Annotated in this window: 15 protein-coding genes and 1 pseudogene; 3 read left to right on the plus strand and 13 right to left on the minus strand. The window is 60.0% G+C overall.

Annotated elements, in window-relative coordinates:
- Window positions 1-51: 51 nt before the first annotated feature.
- The 7 genes from LW884_02650 to LW884_02680 form a co-directional block, all read right to left on the minus strand.
- Window positions 52-963 carry a c-type cytochrome gene (locus LW884_02650; GenBank protein MCE3007235.1) on the minus strand — a complete coding sequence of 304 codons (912 nt, stop codon included), beginning with the start codon at window positions 961-963 and terminating at the stop codon, window positions 52-54.
- On the minus strand, window positions 960-1154 hold the full coding sequence (locus LW884_02655) for a hypothetical protein (protein ID MCE3007236.1): 195 nt from the start codon (window positions 1152-1154) through the stop codon (window positions 960-962). Before LW884_02655 ends, LW884_02650 begins: the two co-directional genes overlap by 4 nt.
- Before the next feature lie 33 nt (window positions 1155-1187).
- On the minus strand, window positions 1188-3419 hold the full coding sequence (gene ccoN / locus LW884_02660; GenBank protein ID MCE3007237.1) for a cytochrome-c oxidase, cbb3-type subunit I: 2232 nt from the start codon (window positions 3417-3419) through the stop codon (window positions 1188-1190).
- Entirely contained in the window at window positions 3416-3571 is a 156-nt protein-coding gene (gene ccoS, locus LW884_02665; GenBank protein MCE3007238.1) for a cbb3-type cytochrome oxidase assembly protein CcoS, read from the minus strand. Before ccoS ends, ccoN begins: the two co-directional genes overlap by 4 nt.
- Window positions 3572-3638: 67 nt before the next feature.
- Entirely contained in the window at window positions 3639-6050 is a 2412-nt protein-coding gene (locus LW884_02670; protein ID MCE3007239.1) for a heavy metal translocating P-type ATPase metal-binding domain-containing protein, read from the minus strand.
- Window positions 6051-6068: 18 nt separating this feature from the next.
- Window positions 6069-6875, minus strand: a complete 807-nt coding sequence (locus LW884_02675; protein MCE3007240.1) for a hypothetical protein — start codon at window positions 6873-6875, stop codon at window positions 6069-6071.
- 114 nt (window positions 6876-6989) lie between these two features.
- On the minus strand, window positions 6990-7691 hold the full coding sequence (locus LW884_02680) for a Crp/Fnr family transcriptional regulator (GenBank protein MCE3007241.1): 702 nt from the start codon (window positions 7689-7691) through the stop codon (window positions 6990-6992).
- A 142-nt stretch (window positions 7692-7833) separates the two neighbouring features.
- Here LW884_02680 and LW884_02685 point away from each other — a divergent pair, with 142 nt between their 5' ends.
- The 3 genes from LW884_02685 to LW884_02695 are packed head-to-tail and all read left to right on the plus strand — an operon-like array spanning window position 7834 to window position 10919.
- Window positions 7834-8931, plus strand: coding sequence for an HlyD family efflux transporter periplasmic adaptor subunit (locus tag LW884_02685; GenBank protein ID MCE3007242.1), 1098 nt, complete (start codon window positions 7834-7836; stop codon window positions 8929-8931).
- Window positions 8928-10178 carry an ABC transporter permease gene (locus LW884_02690; protein ID MCE3007243.1) on the plus strand — a complete coding sequence of 417 codons (1251 nt, stop codon included), beginning with the start codon at window positions 8928-8930 and terminating at the stop codon, window positions 10176-10178. The genes LW884_02685 and LW884_02690 overlap by 4 nt, the downstream gene beginning before the upstream one ends.
- 21 nt (window positions 10179-10199) lie before the next feature.
- Window positions 10200-10919 (plus strand): ABC transporter ATP-binding protein, encoded by a 720-nt coding sequence (locus tag LW884_02695; protein ID MCE3007244.1) that lies wholly within the window; start codon window positions 10200-10202, stop codon window positions 10917-10919.
- Here the strand turns inward: LW884_02695 and LW884_02700 are convergent.
- From LW884_02700 to hemC, 6 genes and pseudogenes are all read right to left on the minus strand, one after another.
- Window positions 10877-11965 carry a class A beta-lactamase-related serine hydrolase gene (locus LW884_02700; protein MCE3007245.1) on the minus strand — a complete coding sequence of 363 codons (1089 nt, stop codon included), beginning with the start codon at window positions 11963-11965 and terminating at the stop codon, window positions 10877-10879. The two genes, LW884_02695 and LW884_02700, sit on opposite strands and share 43 nt — an antisense overlap.
- A 128-nt stretch (window positions 11966-12093) precedes the next feature.
- Window positions 12094-12444 carry a 4Fe-4S dicluster domain-containing protein gene (locus LW884_02705; GenBank protein ID MCE3007246.1) on the minus strand — a complete coding sequence of 117 codons (351 nt, stop codon included), beginning with the start codon at window positions 12442-12444 and terminating at the stop codon, window positions 12094-12096.
- Window positions 12445-12477: 33 nt separating this feature from the next.
- Entirely contained in the window at window positions 12478-13761 is a 1284-nt protein-coding gene (gene hemL, locus LW884_02710) for a glutamate-1-semialdehyde 2,1-aminomutase (protein MCE3007247.1), read from the minus strand.
- Window positions 13751-14733, minus strand: a pseudogene (hemB, locus tag LW884_02715) (porphobilinogen synthase). The gene hemL and the pseudogene hemB overlap by 11 nt, the downstream one beginning before the upstream one ends.
- A gap of 98 nt (window positions 14734-14831) precedes the next feature.
- Window positions 14832-15560 (minus strand): uroporphyrinogen-III synthase, encoded by a 729-nt coding sequence (locus LW884_02720; protein MCE3007248.1) that lies wholly within the window; start codon window positions 15558-15560, stop codon window positions 14832-14834.
- Window positions 15561-15577: 17 nt separating this feature from the next.
- A complete protein-coding gene (gene hemC / locus LW884_02725) occupies window positions 15578-16471 on the minus strand; it encodes a hydroxymethylbilane synthase (GenBank protein MCE3007249.1) in 894 nt (297 codons plus the stop codon).
- Window positions 16472-16704 lie beyond the last annotated feature (233 nt).

Below are 16704 nucleotides of genomic sequence, written 5' to 3' on the forward strand. Positions count from 1 at the left end.
GAGCCTGTATGGGTATGGGGTTGCTCCATGGCTGTAAGGTGCGTGGGGGGGTTATACGCCCTTGGCTTCCACGGTGGCCGTGTCGGCCGGGCTGGCCTTCTCCGCCTCGCCTGCTGCGGGGGCCTTTTCGCCCTCGGGGGCACGTCCTTTGGCAGGGGGCAGGCTCAGGATGTAGCTGGCCACCTGGGCACGCTGTTTGGGTTTCAGAATGCCCTCCCAGGCAGCCATCCCCTTCTCTTGTACCCCCACGGTAATTGTGTTGAACACGTTCCCCACGGTGTGGCCATGGATCCAGTATTCATCCGTCAGGTTGGGGGCGTTTACACCCTGGCCCTGGTCTCCGTGGCAGGCTACGCAGTTTTCCTGAAAGATGGCCTTGCCCGCGGCCAGGTTTGTGGCATCCGTCAGCAGTTCCACCGTTTCGGCAGTTACCTTATCCAGCGCACCAGTAGCACGTTTTTCGGCCTCCAGTTCAGCCAGCTTCACCTCCCGGTCGTACTCCTCGGCCTGCAGGGGTGCGGCATTAAACACGTGAAACACCAGGAGGTACACCACGGCAAAGAGCACGGTACCGTACAGGATGTAGTTGAAGATAGGGGGGGCGGCATTGTCCAGCTCGGATATACCGTCGTAGTCATGGCCCAGTTCCTGATCGCTGTTGGCACGGGCAGGCTTTTGGCCCGTAAAGCGGCTCCAGCCCAGGCTAAACTTGGGTAGAGACACCCGTGGCAGGATGCTATAGCCGTATTTCTCGCGAAAGAAGTAGTCCAGCATCATGATGGTAGCAACCACCAGCACAATCACCACCACCAGCAGCAGGGCCACCAGGGAGAAGAGGAACCAGAACAGCTCGCTGGTAGCCAGGGGGTTAGCACCGGCCTGGGTGGTAGCGGGCTCGGCAGCGGCAGCTAGCAGGGTGGTGCCAGGCAGCAGGCCCAGGAGGAAAAGTAGAAGGCGTTTCATGACGGGTCAGAATCAGGGTGAACTTGGGGAGAATCGGCATCCAGAAACGGAAGCTGCTTGAGGGCCTGAATCTTGCGGTTCTCCTGGGTGTATACCAGGAAGACGACCAGCAAGAAAAAGGCGCCGAAGAGGATAAAGGCAAGCGCCGGATAGATACTCAGGGCTTCCAGGTCTTGCAAAAACTGTCTCATAGCAGGGTGGTATCAGGATAGTTCGTATTACTACTACTTACTACTTAAAGATTTTCCGATTTCGGCCTTCTGCCCGGCGGGTGGCACAGCCTTTATGTCTGTACCCAGGCGCTGCAGATAGGCAATCAGGGCAATAATCTCGGTATCCATGGGCACTTGTACGGCGTTGCCCTCGGTGCTCAGTTCTTTATCCAGGCGCAGCTTTATGGCCTTGGCCTGCTGCCACAGGTCTTCCTCGGCCTTGCGCTCATACCCGGCCTCGTAGGGCACACCCAGGGTACGCATGGCGGCTATCTTGTTGGGCAGCAGCGCTACATCCAGCTTGTTTTCGTGCAGCCACTTGTAGCGGGGCATAACGGAGCCCTGCGAGGTAAGGGTGGGGTCATACATGTGGTTGTAGTGCCAGCTATCCAGATACTTGCCACCCAGGCGGTGCAGGTCTGGCCCTGTGCGGCGGCTACCCCACAGGAAGGGGTGGTCGTACACAAACTCGCCAGCCTTGCTGTACTCACCGTAGCGCACCGTCTCGTTCCGGAATGGGCGCACCCACTGGCTGTGGCAGTTGTAGCAGCCCTCGCGCATGTAGATGTCTCGGCCCTCCAGCTCCAGGGGGGTGTAGGGCTGCACACTGGCTATGGTGGGCACGTTGCTCTCTATCAGGAAGGTCGGCATCATCTCAATAACCGTACCGATGAGGATGGCTACCACACTAAGCACCATGAACTGCACGGGGCGGCGCTCCAGCACGCGGTGCCAGGCATATTTGCCATCGGGGGTCAGGTTGTGCTGCAGGGCGGGATAGCTGTCTGGCTCGTTGGCCACCAGCTTGCCCTGCTTCACGGTTTTCACCACGTTGTAGATCATGACGATGAGGCCTACCAGGTACAGGGTGCCACCCAGGGCGCGCACATGGTGCAGGGGCAGGATCTGTAGGGTAGTTTCCAGGAAGTTGTTGTACACCAGGTAGCCATCGGCATCAAACTCTTTCCACATCAGGCCCTGCGTAAAGCCGCTGAAGTACATGGGGATAACCCACAGCAGGATGCCCAGTGTGCCGATCCAGAAGTGCGCATTGGCCAGCCGCTTGCTGTACAGCTGGGTGCCAAAGAGGCGTGGGATCATCCAGTACAGGATGCCAAAGATCATGAAGCCATTCCAGCCCAGGGTACCCACGTGTACGTGCGCCGGAATCCAATCGGTAAAGTGGGCTATGCTGTTGATGGTTTTGGTAGAGAGCATGGGCCCCTCAAAGGTGGCCATACCGTAGGCCGTAACCGCTACCACGAGGAATTTCAGGACGGGATCCTCTCGCACGCGGTCCCAGGCGCCGCGCAGGGTGAGCAGGCCATTCAGCATACCCCCCCAGCTAGGGGCTATCAGCATGATGCTGAAGACCACACCCAGGCTCTGTGCCCAGTCGGGCAGGCTGCTATACAGCAGGTGGTGTGGCCCGGCCCAGATGTAGATGAACACCAGGCTCCAGAAGTGTACAATACTGAGCCGGTAGCTGTACACAGGCCGGTTGGCCGCCTTGGGCAGGTAGTAGTACATCAGCCCCAGGAAAGGGGTAGTGAGGAAAAAGGCTACTGCATTGTGGCCATACCACCACTGCACCAGGGCATCCTGCACACCGCTGTACATGCTATAGCTCTTCAGGGCGGCTATGGGCAGCTCTATGGAGTTGACAATGTGTAGTACGGCAACGGTTGCAAACGTGGCGATGTAGAACCAGATGGCCACATACATGTGCCGCACGCGCCGTTTCAGGATGGTGCCTATCATGTTGATGCCAAAAACCACCCACACCAGGGCAATGGCAATGTCTATGGGCCACTCCAGCTCGGCATACTCCTTGCTGGTAGTAATACCCAGGGGCAGGGTGATGGCGGCAGAGAGGATAATGAGCTGCCAGCCCCAGAAGTGTATTCGGCTCAGGGTATCGCTAAACAGCCGGGCCTTCAGCAGGCGCTGCAGGCTGTAGTAGATGCCGGCAAACACCAGGTTGCCTACAAAGGCGAATATGGCAGCATTGGTGTGCAGCGGCCGGGTGCGCCCAAAGGTAGTATAGGGCGTATCCAGGTTCATGGCCGGGCTAAAGATCTGGAGGGCCACCAGCACACCCACCAGCATGGCCACAAAGCCAAAGACCAGGGTGGCAATGACAAACATCCATACAATCTTGTTGTCGTAGCTGAAGTGCTCCACCGGTGCGTTGGGGTCCGTGTGGGGCTTTGCGGGGGGCGCGGATGCGGGGGTACTAGTCATGATTCAGGATTTTCGGTATCGTCGAATAACATGCGGATGGGTGGTGTGTCGGTATCCTCATACTGCCCGCTGCGCACATTCCACACAAAGGCAGCCAGAAAGATCATAGCAATCAGCAGGCTGAACCCGATGAGTATGAAGATGACTTCCATGGGTGCAAGTAAATAAATATTGGAACTTAAAAGGACTGATAGATGCCAGACAGAAACATGATTTTCATCATTTCTTCACATTGAGCCCCAGCCTGCGTGCATCCCGGTAGCACAGCCAGGTGGAAAGGCCCACCACCCCCACCGAGCTGAGGGGCATCAGGATGGCAGCCACTACGGGTGCCAGGGTGCCCTGTACGGCAAAGCTAAGCCCGATGAGGTTGTACACCAGCGATAGGGCCGTGCAGGTGTGCAGGTTTCGGCGGCTGTGGCGTGCCAGGGCCAGCAGCTGCGGCAGCCGGGGCAATGAGTCGGCGTGCAGGATGGCATCTGCTGCGGGGCTAAAGCTACTGGTATCCTCTGTAACGGCTATGCCTACCCGGGCCACCCGCAGGGCCCCTGCGTCGTTCAGCCCATCGCCCAGCATGGCCGCCCGGTGGCCGGCGGCGGCCAGCTGCTCCATATAGGTCAGCTTGCTCTCGGGCTGCTGCCTGAATTGCAGGTGTGCAAAGAGGGGCCGCAGCTGGGCCTCGTCTGTAGGCTGGTCTCCACTCAGCAGGTGCAGGCGGTAGTCTTGCCCCAGGCTGCCCAGCCACTGCTGCATGTGTGGCCGGTAGCGGGCCTGTAGGCTGTAGTGCCCCACATACTGCCCGTCTAGCTGCACATGCACCTGGCTATCGGCAGCCCCATCTGCGCTGCCGGTGGCCCCGGCATAGCTGGCGCTGCCCAGCCGCAGGCTGTGGCCCCCCACCCTGCCCTGCACACCCATGCCCGGGGTTTCGGCCAGCTCGGCTACGGGTGCAGGCGGCTCGGGTGCGTGCAGGCGGGCGTGCAGCGCCCGGCTAAGGGGGTGGGTACTCTGGGCCGCCAGGGTAGCCACCAGCTGCTCGGCCTCGGGGCCCATAGGGGCTGCCTGGGGCTGGGCAGCCTGCCAGGCCAGCGTACCCGGCTGGGTGAGGGTGCCGGTTTTGTCAAAAACCAGGGTATCCAGGCCGGCCAGCTGCTCCACCACATCAGCCCGCCGCAAATACAGGCCCTGGTGGCCCAGGATGCGGCTCATGTGCCCGTATGTAAAGGGTATGGCTATGGCCAGGGCACAGGGGCAAGCCACAATGAGCACCGAGGTGGCAGCAAACAGGGCTTGGCTCGGGTCGGCCCACAGCCAGTAGAGGGCTGTGCCTGTAGCCAGCACCAGGATGGCCAGGGTAAAATAGCGGCCCAGCAGGTTCAGCCGTTCCGACTCGGTCTGCTCGCCCTTGTACTCTTTCCGGAATGCGGGCAGGTTCCACAGCCGGCTTATCTGGCTCTGGCGCATGGGGCGCTGTACCCGCAGCTCCAGGCTGGTGCCTAGCACCCGGGCACCAGCATACACGGCTTCGCCCCGCTGGGCGGGTATGGGGTGGCTCTCTCCGGTAGCAAAGCTGTAGTCCAGGGTAGCGGTGGCAGACAATAGCTCGGCATCCGCAGGCACTACCTCTCCGTGCCGCACCCGGATGCGGTCGCCCACGGCCAGCTGCCGCACAGGCACGGGGCGTTCCTGCCCATCCGCCTCCAGGCGCAGGCTGGCCAGGGGCAGGTAGGCCCGGTAGTCGCGGTCGAAGGCCAGGGCCAGGTACGTCCGGGCCTGAAAATACTTGCCCAACAGCAGGAAAAAAATGAGGGCGGCCAGGCTATCCAGGTAGCCCATGCCCGTATCGGTCAGTATCTCCCACAGGCTAACGCCCAGCATGGCCAGCATGCCCAGGGCCAGGGGTTGGTCTATCACAAAGCGGCGTGCCAGCAGGCCCTGCCAGCTGCTGCGCAGGTAGTCTCTGCCGGCGTAGAAGAGCACGGGAATGCTGAGCAGCAGGCTGATGAAGGCAAACAGGCGGCGATACAGCAGGGGCACCTCGCCCGCGTTGGTGTATTCCGGTAAGCTGAGTAGCATGAGGTTTCCGAAGCAGAAGCCCGCCACGCCAATCTGATACAGCAGCCGCCTGGGCACGCCGTTGGGCCGCTGCCCCCGGGTACCCGAGCCAGACAGCTGGGGCGGATAGCCAATGCGCTGCAGCAGGCGTACCAGCTCGCTAAGGGGGAGCTGCTGCCGGCTAAAGGTGATGGTGGCCTGCTTGCGCGGCAGGCTCACCTCTACCTGGCCTATACCCGGGTGCAGGCGGTACAGCCGCTCCAGCAGCCACAGGCAGCTGCTGCAGTGGATGGCGGGCAGCTGTAGGGTGATGGTGGTGCGGTCTCCGTCCGACACATCGATCAGCGACCGGAAGGTCTCTTCTTCATCCAGGTAGCCCTGTGCCTGTGCCGGCTCGGCCTGCTTGTGGCCTGGCCGGTCGTTCAGGCTGTAGTAGGTATCGGCCATCCGGTGGTCTGCCAGCAGGCTGTACACCGTTTCGCAGCCCCGGCAGCAGAAGGCATGCCCACCCGCCCGGATAGGCTGTGCGGGCAGGGGGTCTCCGCAGTGGTAGCAGGTAGTAGCAGCAGGTTGCATGGGTATAAATATAAGAAATCAGGGGGTAGTAAAGAGCCAGGACAAAGACGTGTGTGCAGGCTCGGCCGAGCGCAGATAGGGCTGCAGGCGCTGGCGCAGGCCAGGCCAGGCATGCAGCGGCAGCACTACCAGGGTATTGGGCTTCAGCACGATCTGCAGGTCGCGCCCATCCAGCTGGTGGGTGTGGTAGAAGGAGGGATGCGCATAGTAGGCCTGTATATAGCGCAGCAGCCTCTTCTGGTCCATCTCTCCCCCGGCCGTGCAGGGCAGCCCAGCGCTCAGCAGCGTGAGCGACCGTGGCCTGTGCACGGGCAGCAGCAGGTGCAGGTACTGCTTGATGCAGGCCGGATCGCTACAGAATAGCAAGGCGGCCTGGGCCTGGGCTGCGCCGGGTATATACAGGGGGGCCTGCGGGGCAGGAGCCTGGGCCCCGCCCGGGGTGGAAAACCAGGAAAGCCCTGGCAGCAGCTGCCGGTCCACCACCAGCAGGTCGCTGTAGCGTGAGGCCTCCAGCAGGCGGGCTTCGGGCCGCTGCCCATCTGGCAGGATCAGCTCGTTTCCCGACTGCTCAGCCCACTGCAGGATAGCCTGAAACCCATCTGGCTCGGTACCCCCTGTGCCTGCCGGGCTGTACGGCCTGCCAGGCTGAACAGGGGCGGGCGCAGTGCGTGTACTGGCAGTGGCTACGGCAGCTGGTTCCCGATCGGGGGGGCTTATCAGCAGGTCGGCCTGTATGGGGTGCAGGGGCGCACGCAGGCGGGCCATTGCCGCTAGTAGCAGGGGGGCCTGGGCTGGGTCGGTGAGTATGGCTGTGATCTTTTTCATCCGCCGGGAAAAAACACCCTGCTGCAAGATGCGCAAAGACAGGCGGCCAAAACATGAGGCCCATGCCGCCAAAATATGATTTATCTCAGTGAATGGGCACCCCAGGCCCACACGCTAGGCGTAGGTGCGCGCAATGCGCCTGAGGGCCGGCAGGTCCTGGATGTGGATGCGCTTGCCCTGGAGGCTGATAACGCCGTCGGACTTCAGCTCGCTGAGCAGCCGGATGGCGGTCTCGGTGCTGGTACCCGTAATGTTGGCAATATCCTCTCTGGGCAGCTGGATGCCGATTTGTACTTCATTCTCCTTGCCAAAACTGTCGTAGAGCAGGAGCAGTGTTTCGGCCAGGCGCTCGCGCACGGTCTTTTGGGCCATACTGGTCAGTCGGTCTGCCGCTATGCCCAGCTCGTGGCACAGGCTCTGCATCAGCTTTCGGCTCAGGTCTGGCTGTGCTTCCAGTACTTTTATAAACTCATCGCGCGGAACAAAGCAGGCAACAGACTCATCCAGGGCCTCGGCCGAGGCCGTATAGGGCTCATCCGCAATCAGGGCACGGTAGCCCAAAAAGTCGCCCGGCTTGGCCAGGTACAGGATCTGCTCCTTGCCATCAGGGCCAGCCTTGTAGATCTTGAATACGCCCTTGTTTACACAGAATAGGCCGAGTGGCTGGTTGCCCTCAAAGAAAATGATCTGCCCCTTCCGGTACGCATTCGACGACTTGTGGGCATCGATCAGCTCCAGGGTCTGGTGCCCACAAAAACGGAAGAGGGAACTGGCGTGTGCATTGCACAGGGAACAGTCTATCTTGTCCTGACGCATAAGGAATCCGGATTTTTTTCTTGCAACACTGGCCTACAAATATACACGCGTCCGTATACACCTGCCGGATTATCTGGCCTGTATGCCGTCAAAAATATGTGAACTGGATTGTATTGTCCCACATAAGTTTTAGCTTTCAAGCATGAAAGGTTTTGGATGCAGCCTGCCTGCCCTGGCCATCCTGCTGCTGGCCTGTAGCACCAGCGAGGAAGGGATACGCGCCGAGTATCGCCCGCTTACCGAGGCCGTGTATGCCAGCGGTGTGCTGGAGCCAGCTAACCGCTACGAACTGTATGCCAAAGCGCCGGGCATCCTGCTGAAAAAGTATGTGGAAACAGGCGACACAGTAGCCCGTGGGCAGCTGCTATTCGAGCTGGATAACGGACAAGAAAAAGCACGGACCGCACAGGCCGAGGTGCTGTACAAAACCAGCCAAAAAAACTACGGCCTGCACAGCAGCGTGATTGCCCAACTGAGGGCCGAGCTGAAGCTGGCTGCGGAAAAGCTGCGACAGGATAGCCTGAACTATGCCCGCTACACGGCCCTGCACGCAGAGAATGTGGTGCCAGCGGCGCAACTGGAGAATGCGGCACTAGGCTATGAAAGCAGCCTGCGGAACCTGCAGGCCCTGCAGGCCAAGCTGCAAACCCAACAGAACCTGGCTAGCGCCGAGCTGGCCAATGCCGAGGCACAGCTGCGCATAAGCAGCCTGCAGCAGGCAGACCAGCTGCTGACTAGCAGCATACCCGGCATGGTGTACAGCATACTATACGAACCGGGCGAACTGGTAACAACCCAAAAGCCTGTAGCCATACTGGGTAGCCCAGACAAGCTGGAGCTGCGCCTGAGTGTGGATGAGCTGGATATACACAAAATACGCATCGGCCAGCAGATTGTGGTGTCGCTGGACGCGTATCCAGACAGTGTGTATGCTGCCACGGTGTCTCGGATATACCCGATGCTGAATAGCCAGGACCTGACCTTCCGGGTAGATGCCGTACTGGCACAGGCCATGCCCGCGGCCTACGCAGGCCTGAGTGTGGAGGCCAACATCGTGATACAAACCAAAACCCGCGCCCTGGTGGTGCCCAAGGAGTACCTGATGGAGGGCGATAGCCTGAAGGTGGAGCTAGACGGCAAAACGCAGTACGTGGCTGTGCAAACAGGCATACAAAACTACAAGCTGGTAGAAATCCTGAGGGGCGTGGAGGCCGGTACGCTAATCCTGAAGCCGGAATGAACTACCGGCTGCTCTTCAGCATAGCGCGCACCCACCTGCTACAACGGCCCAAGCAGACCATACTGGCGGCCCTGGGGGTTACGTTTGGCATCGGCATGTACATCTTCATGATCAGCTTCATGGGTGGGCTGAATCGATTTCTGGACAACATCACCATAGAGAATACCCCCGATATACGCATCTACTACGAGCTGGAGTCTGACCGACCCCCAATTCTGGCAGGCAGCAGCCAGGGCAGAAACATCATCCTGCACCACCAGCGGCCCAAGCAGGAAAAGGAAAACCTGAAGAATGGCCTGCTGATGCTAGAGCTGGTGCAGGCCCACCCACTGGTGCGCGTGGCGGCGGCAAAAACAGGCACCCAGGCCTTCTTCAGCTACGGCAGCCAGGAGCTGAGTGGCAACCTGGAGGGCATACAGCCCGAGGCCGAAGCGGCCCTGTATACGCTAGACTATAAGATAAAGGAGGGAAACATTCGCAACCTGCGCCCGGGCGAGAATGACGTAATACTGGGCGAGGGCATGGCCAAGCTGCTGAGCCTGCGGGTGGGAGACCGGGTAGTGGTAACCACCCCCGCCGGGAACCGACTGCGTATGCAGGTGGTGGGCCTGCTGAATACGGGTGTAAAATCTGTAGACGACACCCGCGCCTACACCAGCCTGGCCACTGTGCAGAAACTACTGGGTGAAAGCAGCACCTACATAACCGACATAAGCATGCGCCTGAAGGACCGTGAGCAGGCCGATGCCATAGCCATGGCATTTGCCCGCCAGTTTGGCTACAAGGCTGAGAGCTGGCGCGAGGCCAACAAACAGTACGAAACTGGCAGCAAGATCCGCAGCATAATCGGCTATGCCGTATCGATCACCCTGCTGGTGGTGGCAGGCTTTGGCATCTTCAATATCCTGAGTATGAGCATACAGGAGAAAATGAAAGACATTGCTATCCTCAAGGCCATGGGCTTCAGCAGGCGGGATGTGCTCGGCATCTTCCTGATAGAGGCCATCACCATAGGCGTACTGGGGGGCACAGCAGGGCTCATCCTGGGCTTCTCCTTCTCGTACGTCATTAGCATTACCACCTTCACGGCAGGGCAGATGTTTGATGTAAATACCTACCCGGTCAATTTCTACGCCAGCACGTATATAGCGGGTTTCCTGTTTGGGCTGATCACCACCACCCTGGCGGGCTACTTCCCCAGCCGAAAGGCAGGCGGCCTGGACCCCATAGCCATCATCCGGGCCTGATAAACGATGACGACACGCGGCATGTACCCAGATACCGAAGCTCCCCCCATCCTGCAGGCCAGCCACATCAGCAAGTGGTTTGAGAAACCCACGCGCTTCCAGGTGCTGAAGGACATCAGCTTCCACATTCATCCGGGCGAGTTCCTGGCGCTGATGGGCAAAAGCGGGAGCGGAAAGAGCACCCTGCTGTATGTGCTCTCTACCATGGACACAGACTATGAGGGTGAACTGCGCATAGGCGACACCTGCCTGAATGGCCAGTCGCAGCAGTTCCTGTCCGACTTCAGGGGCGCAAACATCGGCTTTGTGTTCCAGTTTCACTACTTACTCTCGTCCTTTACGGTACTACGAAACGTGATGCTGCCGGCCCTGAAGCTGGGCCGATACTCGCCTGCCGAGATAGAGCACCGGGCTGTAGAGAAGCTGAAACTACTGGGCCTGGAGGACCAGATGCACAAGCCCGCAAACAAGCTGAGCGGCGGCCAGCAGCAGCGGGTGGCCATAGCCCGTGCGCTGATAAATGACCCGCTGATCATCATGGGAGATGAGCCTACGGGCAACCTGGACAGCCACAACTCGGCCATCGTGTTCGACCTGCTGCGTGCCGTAAGCCAGGAGATGGGGCAGAGCATACTGGCGGTAACCCACGACCCAGACTTTGCCGCCCGCTGCGACCGGATCATAGAGCTGGAAGATGGCTACCTGCTGAGCGACGGCACGCCCAAAAAAGCCTCGGGATAGGCCTGCAGGGCCTTGTCTGCCGCACGGGCCAGCACCCCCTCCATATACGCATGGCCCCGCACCGCCCCCCGCGTAAGCACCACCAGGATATAGCGGTGGCCCTGGTAGTCTATCAGGGCCGCATCGTTGCAGCTGCCGAAAAAGGTGCCCGTCTTGTGGTAGAGTGCAGCCCCGGCAGGCAGGGCTGCGGCTATGCGTGCCTGGCCCAGGTGGCGGTGCCGCATGGCCTGATACAGGCGCTGCCGGGTGGTCGGCTGTAGTAGCTCTCCTGCCTCCAGGCGCTGCCACAGCTGGCCATAGGCCAGGGGGGTGCCGGTGTCCAGGGTGTCTTGCCGCCAGCGCTGCTCAGCCAGGCTACGCTCGGCTGCACTCAGCCCCCACTCGTAGCGTTGGTTCAGGCCTGCTATGCTCCGCTCGTGCATAAGCGGCAGGGGGCGCTGGGTGTAGTCGGCAAAGAGCTGGATCACCTTCCGGTCTACCCGCAGGCCCGTTATCCCCCAGGCATTCATCCGCTGCTGCACAGCCCATGGCCCTCCGGCCAGGCCAAGCAGTATGTCTGTGGCTGTGTTATCGCTCTCTTGCAGCATCAGGTCTAGCAGCTGGCCCACACTGCGCTGCACGGCCCCCTGCTGTAGCGCCCACTGTAGCAGGCCACTGCCCGGGCAGTAGTCCCAGCTGTGCAGGCTTAGCACACTGTCCAGCCGCAGGCGGCCCTCTTCGTGCAGCTTCAGCACATGCAGGGCTATGGGCAGCTTGTACACGCTGGCCATCTGGAAAGGGGTGCGCTCTCTGTAGCTAAAATAGTGCGCATCCCCCACGCGCTGCATATACACGCCCAGCTCTACCCCCCAACTGCGTTCCAGCAGGGCTAGCTCCCTGTCCAGCCAGGCATTGGGGTGCCGCAGCGTATCGGCTACCGCGTAGCTGCCGGGTGCACTGGGTGCCGGAAGCTGGGCACCAGTGCCCCCGGGCCAGGCCCAGGCTAGCAGCAGGCCTACGGCTACACAGCCGGTAAATATCCAGTTCAGACCCATCTTGGCTGCCATACCCAGCCAAAATACGAAGCACAAGCGGGATATAGGCAGCCCGGAGGCATTCTTTTTGCCAGGCAAGATGGACAGCATAAATGAACGCACATACGGGCCTGAAAAGAACAGGCCCATGCGGCGCCAGGCTAGGAACCGTGCATCCAGTGCTGCTTGGCCAGTAGCGTCTCCTCCGGCTCCGGATGTTCCGGGTCGGGCACACAGCAGTCTACGGGGCACACAGCTGCACACTGGGGCTCTTCGTGGAAGCCCATACACTCGGTACACTTGTTGGGCACGATGTAGTAAAAATCCTGCGAAACAGGATCATACCTTTCGTCTGCCGCTACGATTACCCCCCCGCCAAAGTCAATGTTGCCCTTTAGCGTCGTTCCATCCGAAAAGGCCCACTGCTGGGCTGGTTCATAGATGGCCGTATTGGGGCATTCCGGCTCGCAGGCCCCGCAGTTTATACATTCCTGAGTAATGATGATAGCCATGTTTACAAGATATTGGAAATGAATTGGGTGCTGTTAGGTAGCGCGAAGCGCGTATAGGGCCTTTTCGGCTGCGTTCAGCGTTTTATCGATAAGATCATCGGTATGACAAGTGGAGAGGAACCAGCTTTCATAAGCTGAGGGGGGAATGAACACCCCAAGTGCCAGCATAGCCCTAAAAAACCGGCCGTAGGCTTCAGCATCGGCCTGCCTGGCCTGGCTATAGGTATGCACCCTGTCTACCCCAAAGTGCAGGCTAAGCATGCTGCCCTGCTGATTGATCACCTGCTGTATTCCCCTGGCATCAAACAAGTGCCTAAGCCCGCTGGCCAGTGCCCGCGCCCGTTCATCCAGGGTGGTATACAGGCCAGGAGCCAGCTGCCGGATGGCCTGCAGCTGGGTGCTGCCCGCCACACAGGCCAGCGGGTGGCCCGCCATGGTGCCTGCCTGGTACACCGGCCCTGCCGGTGCCAGTAGATCCATAAAACGAGCCGGACCTGCCAGGGCAGCCAGGGGCATGCCGCCGCCCACTATTTTGCCCAGGGTTATCAGGTCTGCCTGGCAGTCAAAAAGCTCCTGCGCGCCCCCCAGTGCCAGCCTGAAGCCAGTCATCACTTCATCAAAGATGAGTAAGGCCCCGGTGGTGGTGCACCGCTGCCGTAGGCCCGCCAGAAAACCAGGCTGCGGGGGCACACAGCCCATATTTCCGCATACCGGCTCTACAATAATGGCTGCCAGCTGGCCGGCATAGGCCTCCAGCACCGCATCCAGGGCAGGCAGGTCGTTATAGGGCACTACAAGGGTGTGGCCGGCCAGGGCACCTGCACTGTCGGCTATTCCCAGGGTAGCCATCCCGCTGCCGGCAGCTACCAGAAAGTCGTCTGCATGCCCGTGGTAGCCGCCGTCAAACTTGAGGATGTAGGTACGCCCGGTGTAGGCCCTTGCCACGCGTATGGCCGTCATGCAGGCTTCGGTGCCCGAGCACAGCAGGCGTACACGCTCGGCCTGTGGAACCAGCTGCTGTATCTGCTGGGCCAGCAGCAGCTCGGCAGGGCTACAGGTGCCGGTGCAGAAGGCGTGCTGGGCAGCCTGCTGTACGGCCTGAACCACGGGCGCATAGGCGTGGCCCAGCAGCATGGGGCCCCAGGCACCCACGTAGTCTATCAGTTGGGTTCCATCCACGGTATACAGCATGGCTCCTTCGGCCCGCTGTGTGTAAAACGGATGGCCACCCACCTTGCCGAAGGATCGAACCGGGCTATTTACCCCACCGGGCATTACCCGGCCGGCCTGGGCATATAGGTCGGCACTAGTTTGCATCGGTGTATTCCTGTTGGTTTAGCAGGGTAGCAGCATACTCGGCAAAGTAGGTGGCTATCAGCTGGGCACCGGCGCGCCGGAGGGAGATCAGGGTTTCGAGTACGGCATCCTCCAGCCGCAGGGCACCCAGCTGTGCAGCATGGCGTATTCGCCCGAAACCTGGTAGGCAGCCAGGGGCAGCTGGCTGTGCTGGCCTAGGCGCATCAGTACATCCAGGTAGGGCAGTCCGGGCTTAACCATCAGGATATCAGCGCCTTCTTGCTCATCCAGCAGGGCTTCTCGTATCGCCTCCTGCACGTTGGCCGGGTTTAGCTGGTAGGTTTTCTTGTCGCCAAATGCGGGCGCAGATTCCAGGGCATCTCGAAATGGGCCATACAGGCTGCTGGCATACTTCGCACTATAACTCATAATGCCGGTATCGGTATGTCCAGCCATGTCTAGCCTGCGGCGTATGGCACCCACACGCCCATCCATCATATCCGACGGGGCTACAAAGTCGGCCCCTGCCTGGGCGTGCAGCACAGCCATCTGGGCCAGGATCTTTACCGTCTCGTCGTTCAGCACACGGCCGGCCCGCACAATGCCGTCGTGCCCGTGGCTGGAGTAGGGGTCCAGGGCAATGTCGGTAAACAGCGGCATATCGGGCAGCCGCTGTTTGATTGCATGTATGGCCTGTGGCATCAGGCCGCGCTCATTCAGGGCTTCCTTGCCTGTATTCTCTTTTTTCGAAGCGGAAATTTTTACAAACAGCAGGATGCCTGCTATGCCCAGCCGGTGCCAGTGCTGCGCTTTTTCCAGGGCTTGGTCCAGGCTGTATACATACTGGCCAGGCATGCTGGATATGGCGTGCCGAACATTGGTCCCCTCGGTAACAAAGAGGGGCGCCAGCAGATGTGCGGGTTCCAGGTTCGTTTCTGCCAGCGCATGCCGCATGCGGCCATGGTGCCGCAGCCTGCGCAGCCGCACAGGCAGGCCTTGTGGGCCATATATATGCTCTAGGGTGGTGAGTGACATGATAAAGGGAAGTAAATCGGGTGGAAAAATGTGGGGGGGGGAAGGATACTTGCACCCTAGCCCAGCTGTGCCTGCACATAGTCTATCAGCTGGGGCATATTCAGGCCGCAGCTTGGGTAGCTAAGTGGGTGGTGGGCATAGTGCTGCCGGAGAGCCTGGCCGGTAGTAGGCCCGATGCCATAACATCGCATGGACTGCGACCAGTAGTGCTGCCAGCCTAGCGATGCTACTACGGCACTGGGGCTACAGAATAAAAGCCCCTGTGCCAGGCTGGCCTCATCAGGTGGGGGGGTATGCACGGAATACCTGAAATACGTATGCAATGCCCTGTACCGAATCCCGGCTTGGGTAAGGATGGCCGCCAACTCGGGCCGATGCCCGGGGCTGGTCCAGTGTACTACCTGCTGCACAGTGGCTTGGCTGCGTATGTAGTGGGCCAGTATGGCGCCCTGTGGCACCGGGCATATCTGTGCCTGGCAGCTACCGACCGGTAGGGCCGCTGCCGTAGCGGTGCCAATGGCGTACAGGGTTTCGGGTACCTGGCTGGCATCCAGGTAGGGCAAGGCAGCGGAGAAAGCTGCTGCAGCGCGTGGGCTGGTAAACACCCAGGCGGTACTACCGGGTGTGCTCGTAGTGTGCGCACCCAGCTGCTGCAAGATGCGACCAGTGGGCAGCAGGGCCGTGCACAGCAGGGGCCAGGCAGCAAGCGCCAGCCCGCGCTGCTGTGCGTATAGCTGCAGGCTGGGGGGTAGTGGGCGGGTAAGGATAAGCGGTGCGGGAGGCATGGCAATATCTGTGTAGGCTAGTGGGCTGCCCAGGGCGAATAGGACATGGGCCTAGCCCCAGTGTGGGCCAGCCATGCCTGCCATACCCGGGCGGGCGACTGGGTGTGGAGTGTGTGCTGCCGGTATCTGAATACCTGCTGGGCGTGGTCTTTGTACCACAGCTGCAGTTTCAGTGTACGGCCCGGGGGCATTACCTGCGCCCACACACCCAGGGGGCTATCATAGTGTGCACCCAGTGCGCTGCATACATGGCGCTCCGTCATTACCTCCAGGTAGGTGGCCGGGTGGTTTAGTATACTTTTTAGGGCCCGCAACCTGGGGTCGTTCTTTCGGGCCACGATGGCTATGGCGCCCTGGCCAGGTGCAGGCAGCATCCAGGGCAGGTAGCTGTGTATGCGCAGCAGCAGGCCTAGCCGCTGCAAACCCGCTGCTGCCAGTATAAGCCCATCATACTCGCCCTCGTCCATCTGCTGCAGCCGGTGGGGCACACTGCCCCGCACGGGCAGTACGCTATGGTGCGCATAGCGGGCCTGCCACTGCAGCTTTCGCCGGTGGCTGCAGCTGCCCAGCACCAGGGGTTGCTCCAGCCTGGCTCCGGGCCTTAGTAGTAGGGCCTCTGCGGCATAGGCACGCGGGGGGGTGGCTATTATCTCCAGCGCTGGGTTCAGGCCAAGGGGCAGGTCTTTGCACGCATGCACGCCTATGTCTATCTCGCCATCTAGCAGGGCCTTATCCAGCGTGGCGGTAAAGAGGCCCTCGGCATCGGGGCTATTCAGCAGGATATCTTGCCGCTGGTCTCCCAGGGTGTCTATCACCACCTGCCAGCTGGGCACCCCAGCCTGCCCAAGCAGGCCCTGCACAATAGCTGCCTGCCTCAGGGCAAGTTCACTTCCCCTTGTACCAATTCTCATCTCAAAACAGAATTAATAACTGCAAATTTATATCAATATGTATTAAGAAAAATTATATACTGAAGATAAAAATTAAATAGAATTATATTCCAAAAAAGAGAGCGCAAACTCCAACAACAACTCAATCAATAGAATTAAATATCGAAAATCCACATAAACAAGAATAAAATATCTAATAAATTAAAAAATATTATATAAATCAGAAAAATATACTGAAATAATTATCTTTGCGG

This window comes from Bacteroidota bacterium, assembly GCA_021300195.1.
Taxonomy (GTDB): domain Bacteria; phylum Bacteroidota; class Bacteroidia; order J057; family JAJTIE01; genus JAJTIE01.